This window comes from Aeromonas sp. QDB11, from assembly GCF_027705265.1.
GTDB lineage: Bacteria > Pseudomonadota > Gammaproteobacteria > Enterobacterales > Aeromonadaceae > Aeromonas > Aeromonas allosaccharophila.
The window spans coordinates 1-4,283 of record NZ_JAPDBM010000124.1 but is presented as its reverse complement, the minus strand read 5'-3'; the positions used below and the strand labels follow the sequence as shown (position 1 = coordinate 4,283).

3 protein-coding genes are annotated in these 4,283 nt (G+C 59.8%); 1 reads left to right on the top strand and 2 read right to left on the bottom strand.

The window, feature by feature from the left end; all coding sequences use genetic code 11:
- Window positions 1–85: 85 nt before the first annotated feature.
- Window positions 86–1,780 (top strand): NAD-dependent malic enzyme, encoded by a 1,695-nt coding sequence (locus OKC40_RS21855; RefSeq protein WP_201932546.1) that lies wholly within the window; start codon window positions 86–88, stop codon window positions 1,778–1,780.
- A 98-nt stretch (window positions 1,781–1,878) separates the two neighbouring features.
- Here the strand turns inward: OKC40_RS21855 and OKC40_RS21850 are convergent, their stop codons facing one another.
- Both OKC40_RS21850 and ompA read right to left on the bottom strand, forming a co-directional pair.
- A complete protein-coding gene (locus OKC40_RS21850) occupies window positions 1,879–2,940 on the bottom strand; it encodes an OmpA family protein (RefSeq protein ID WP_042658028.1) in 1,062 nt (353 codons plus the stop codon).
- Between the two features lie 228 nt (window positions 2,941–3,168).
- The gene (ompA, locus tag OKC40_RS21845) at window positions 3,169–4,167 is read right to left on the bottom strand and encodes a porin OmpA (protein WP_201932544.1); all 999 of its coding nucleotides are present in this window, start codon (window positions 4,165–4,167) and stop codon (window positions 3,169–3,171) included.
- Between the last annotated feature and the right edge of the window lie 116 nt (window positions 4,168–4,283).

The following is a 4,283-nucleotide window of genomic DNA, read 5'->3' as shown; positions in this document are numbered from 1 at the left end:
GAGAGTATAAGATCACACCCTGTTCGGTCGGTCAAATCCTCGTGCCCTGCTTAAAAAACGTTCGCGATCTTGCCCTGCAAGATCCATGTTTGAAGATAATAACCAGAAACGTCCCCTCTACATTCCGTACGCCGGTCCCGCCCTGCTGGAGACCCCCTTGCTCAACAAGGGCAGCGCCTTCACCAGCGAAGAGCGCAGCAACTTCAACCTCGAAGGCTTGCTGCCCCAGAATATCGAGACCATCGAAGAGCAGGCCGAGCGCGCCTATCGCCAGTTCATGGCGTTTGGCAACGACATGGACAAGCACATCTATCTGCGCAACATCCAGGATACCAACGAGACACTGTTCTACCGTCTGCTGCACAACCACCTGACCGAGATGCTGCCGGTCATCTATACCCCGACGGTGGGCAAGGCGTGTGAAGAGTTCTCCAACATCTATCGCCGTGCCCGTGGCCTGTTTATCTCCTATCCGGACAAGGACAGGATCGATGACATGTTGCAAAACGCCACCAAGCAGAACGTCAAGGTGATCGTGGTGACCGATGGCGAGCGGATCCTGGGTCTGGGCGATCAGGGGATTGGCGGCATGGGTATCCCCATCGGTAAGCTGTCGCTCTATACCGCCTGTGGCGGCATCTCGCCCGCCTACTGCCTGCCGGTGGTACTGGATGTCGGCACCAACAACCAGCAGCTGCTGAACGACCCCTTCTATATGGGGTGGCGCAATCCGCGCATCTCCGGTGAAGAGTATGCGGAGTTTGTCGATGCCTTCATTCAGGCGGTCAAGCGCCGCTGGCCCGATATCCTGCTGCAGTTCGAAGATTTCGCCCAGAACAACGCCATGCCGCTGCTCAACCGCTACAAGAACGAGCTCTGCTGCTTCAACGACGATATTCAGGGCACTGCGGCGGTGACACTGGGCAGCCTGATTGCCGCCTGCAAGGCCTCCGGTGCCAAGCTCTCCGAGAAGCGGGTTGCCTTCCTCGGCGCGGGCAGCGCGGGCTGCGGCATTGCCGAGCAGATCGTGGCGCAGATGAAGGCCGAAGGGCTGACGGATGCCCAGGCTCGTGGTCGGGTCTTTATGGTGGACCGTTTCGGTCTTATCACCGACAAGATCCCCAACCAGCTCGACTTCCAGCGCCGTCTCTCCCAGCCGGTGGAGCGGATCAAAGATTGGCCGGTGGGGGATAATATCTCCCTGCTGGAGGTGATGGAGCACGGTCGCCCGGACATCCTGATCGGGGTCTCCGGTCAGCCGGGGCTGTTCACCGAAGAGGTGGTCAAGACCATGCACAAGCACTGTGCCCGTCCCATCATCTTCCCGCTCTCCAACCCCACCTCCCGGGTCGAGGCGACGCCGGCAGACCTCATCCGCTGGACCGACGGTCAGGCGCTGGTGGCAACCGGCAGTCCGTTTGCACCGGTGGAGCACAAGGGCAAGCGCTACGTCATCGCCCAGTGCAACAACTCCTTCATCTTCCCGGGGATCGGCCTTGGCGTCATCGCCTCCGGCGCCACCCGGGTAACCGACGCCATGCTGATGTCGGCCAGTCGCGCGTTGGCGGAGTGTTCGCCGCTGGTGAAAGGGGAGGAGGGCTCGCTGCTGCCGGATCTGGCGGATATCCATCAGGTCTCCCGCTACATCGCCAAGATGGTGGCCAAGACCGCCATGCTGCAGGGCAAGGCGGTGCAGACCCCGGACGAGGTGATCGATCAGGCCATCGACGCCAACTTCTGGCATCCGGAGTATCGCCGCTACCGCCGCACCTCGTTCTGATTTCTGCGGGAAGAGGCAAAGCAAAAGGGATGCCTCGGCATCCCTTTTTTGTGCACCTTGCACAGAGCCCCTCTCACACGTCTGGCTGCTCTCTTCGTTTATTGTTCGGCTGGCTGCGCGGCAGGGGCCTCGGGGGCCCCCTGAGTGCCAGTGACCCTGACCTCTACCCGGCGATCAGGTCCAAGGCAGTCGATCAGCGCGGCTTTGGCCTTGATGGCATCACACTGGTTGCCGGTGACCGGGTTGCTCTCGCCATTGCCCTGAATGCTCACCTTGTCGGCGGGCAGCCCCTTGCCGATCAGGAAGTCGGCGACTGTTTTTGCCCGCGCCTCGGACAGCGCCTGATTGTTGGCATCCGAGCCGATACGGTCGGTATACCCCATCACGACCGCACTGCCATCCTTGGGCTGTACATCGACGATCTGCTGGTAGAGAGCGTCCAGCGCGCTCATCCCTTCCGGTTTGAGATCGGCCTTGCCAAAGGCGAACAACACGTCGGAACTGAGGTTGAAGGTCTGATCCACCACCTCGGGTTCAACGGGTGGCGGAACCACGACCGGAGCTGGGGTGGGGGCGGGCTCGGCAGGTTGGCTGCGGTTCGGGTGGATCACCAGCTCCAGGGTGGCGGTGCTGACGTCGCTGACCCAGCGCTGGGTACCGCTGTTGGCTTTGCCGTTATCCGGATCATCGCCAACGCGCACTATGTAGCGGTAGCGCGCCTGCAGATCGACCCAGTCATGGAGCCGCGCCGTCAGGCCCAAGCCTGCCAGCGGTGCCAGGTTGTCGTCCCCGCCGTTGACTGATTCGACGTGATAGATATAGCCACCGCCCTCGGCAAACACCGAGAACATCTCGCTGAGCGGCAAGCGGCCAATCACTGACAGGGTTGCCCCCTTGCTGTTGAAGTCATGGCCGCTGATATCCCAGTCTCCGGTGGAGAGATAGCCAATCTCGGCTCCCAGATTTTCCGTGAAGTTGTAGCCGCCAAACAGGGAGAGCGCAGTCGCATCCTTGCTGACATCCTGACTGAAGTCATTTAAATCGTGCGCAATGGCCCAGCCACCGCCGACCCCGGCATACCAGTCGTGAACCGGTACCGCTTGTGCGCCTGTGCTCGCCAATGCCAGTGCAATCCACACAGGTTTTACTCTTATGTTCATCGCGTATCCTCGTCGATGTTTGGTGTAGTGGGGATTTTTGTTAGTAAAACCCCACACTTATTTATAGGTGACGGGCTGTTTTTAACCACCCGGGAGGTATGGATAGTGGCAATAAGTGAACCCATGTCACTGAAACGATGCGGGAGGGAGGAAGGTGGTCTGCGGTGAGTTACAAAAGAGCCAAAAAAAGGAGGCCAGGTGGCCTCCTTGTTATGTCGGACTGCAGGATTACTGTGTGACTTGCTGCACGCCGGTGACGCGCACTTCGACGCGGCGATCCGGTGCCAGGCAGGAGATCAGCTGAGCCTTGCCCTTGACGCTGTTGCACTGGGTGCCAGTGACCGGATTGGCTTCACCGCGACCTTCGATGGCAACCTTGCCAGCTGGCAGACCCTTGCCAACCAGGAAGTCGGCCACGGTACGGGCGCGCGCTTCGGAGAGTTTCTGGTTGTAGGCATCAGAGCCGATACGGTCGGTGTAACCGACGACCACGGCGCTGCCATCTTTTGGCTGAACGTCAACGATCTGCTGATACAGGGTGTTGAGCGCTGCGACACCTTCTGGCTTGAGGGTGGATTTGCCAAAGGCAAACAGCACGTCAGAGCTCAGGGCAAAGTTCTTGTCGACCAGTACCGGCTCGGGAACCGGCTCAGGGGCAGGAGCTGCCACCGGGGCTACATAGGAGGTGCGGTTCGGGTGCATCACCAGCTCCAGGGTGGCGACGCTCATGTCGCTCTCCCAGGTTTTCTGCTCGTCACCCAGACTCCACAGGTAGCGGTAGCGGGCTTGCACATCAATAAGGTCGGAGATCTTGGCAGTCAGCCCCAGACCGGCTAGCGGCGCGGTGCCGTTGTCGCTGTTGCCATTGCCGTTGACGTGATTGAAGTAGGCACCACCTTCAGCAAACACCGAGAAGATGTCGCCCAGCGGCAGACGGGCGATACCGGAGAGGGTTGCACCCTGGGTTTTGAAATCGGCACCGTCAACGCCCGCTTTACCGGCGTAGAGGTAGCCCAGTTCGGCTGAGTAGTAGTCGTTGAAGTTGTAACCGCCGAACATGCTCAGTGCGGTGGCATCTTTATCGGTGTCTTTGCCAAAATCATCCAGATTGTGGGCATATGCCCAGCCAGCACCGATACCGGTGTACCAGTCATCGGCAGCCTGGGCTGTGGTGCCTGCGGCGGCCAGCGCCAGTGCAATCAGGGTAGGAGCCATTTTGAGTTTCATCGGTTTATCCTCGTTGTGTTAGCCCGGGTCGGGCAATGCACAGGGCGGGATCGCACTTTGTTAATGAAATTTGAACAGGCAGATCGTCTGTGATCTAATCGCGTCTCCATGCAGGA

Excerpts from the sequence above, each read along its gene's own strand:
- OKC40_RS21855 (WP_201932546.1), top strand. The coding sequence starts at position 86 with ATGTTTGAAGATAATAACCAGAAACGTCCCCTCTACATTCCGTACGCC.
- OKC40_RS21850 (WP_042658028.1), bottom strand. The coding sequence starts at position 2,940 with ATGAACATAAGAGTAAAACCTGTGTGGATTGCACTGGCATTGGCGAGC.
- ompA (WP_201932544.1), bottom strand. The coding sequence starts at position 4,167 with ATGAAACTCAAAATGGCTCCTACCCTGATTGCACTGGCGCTGGCCGCC.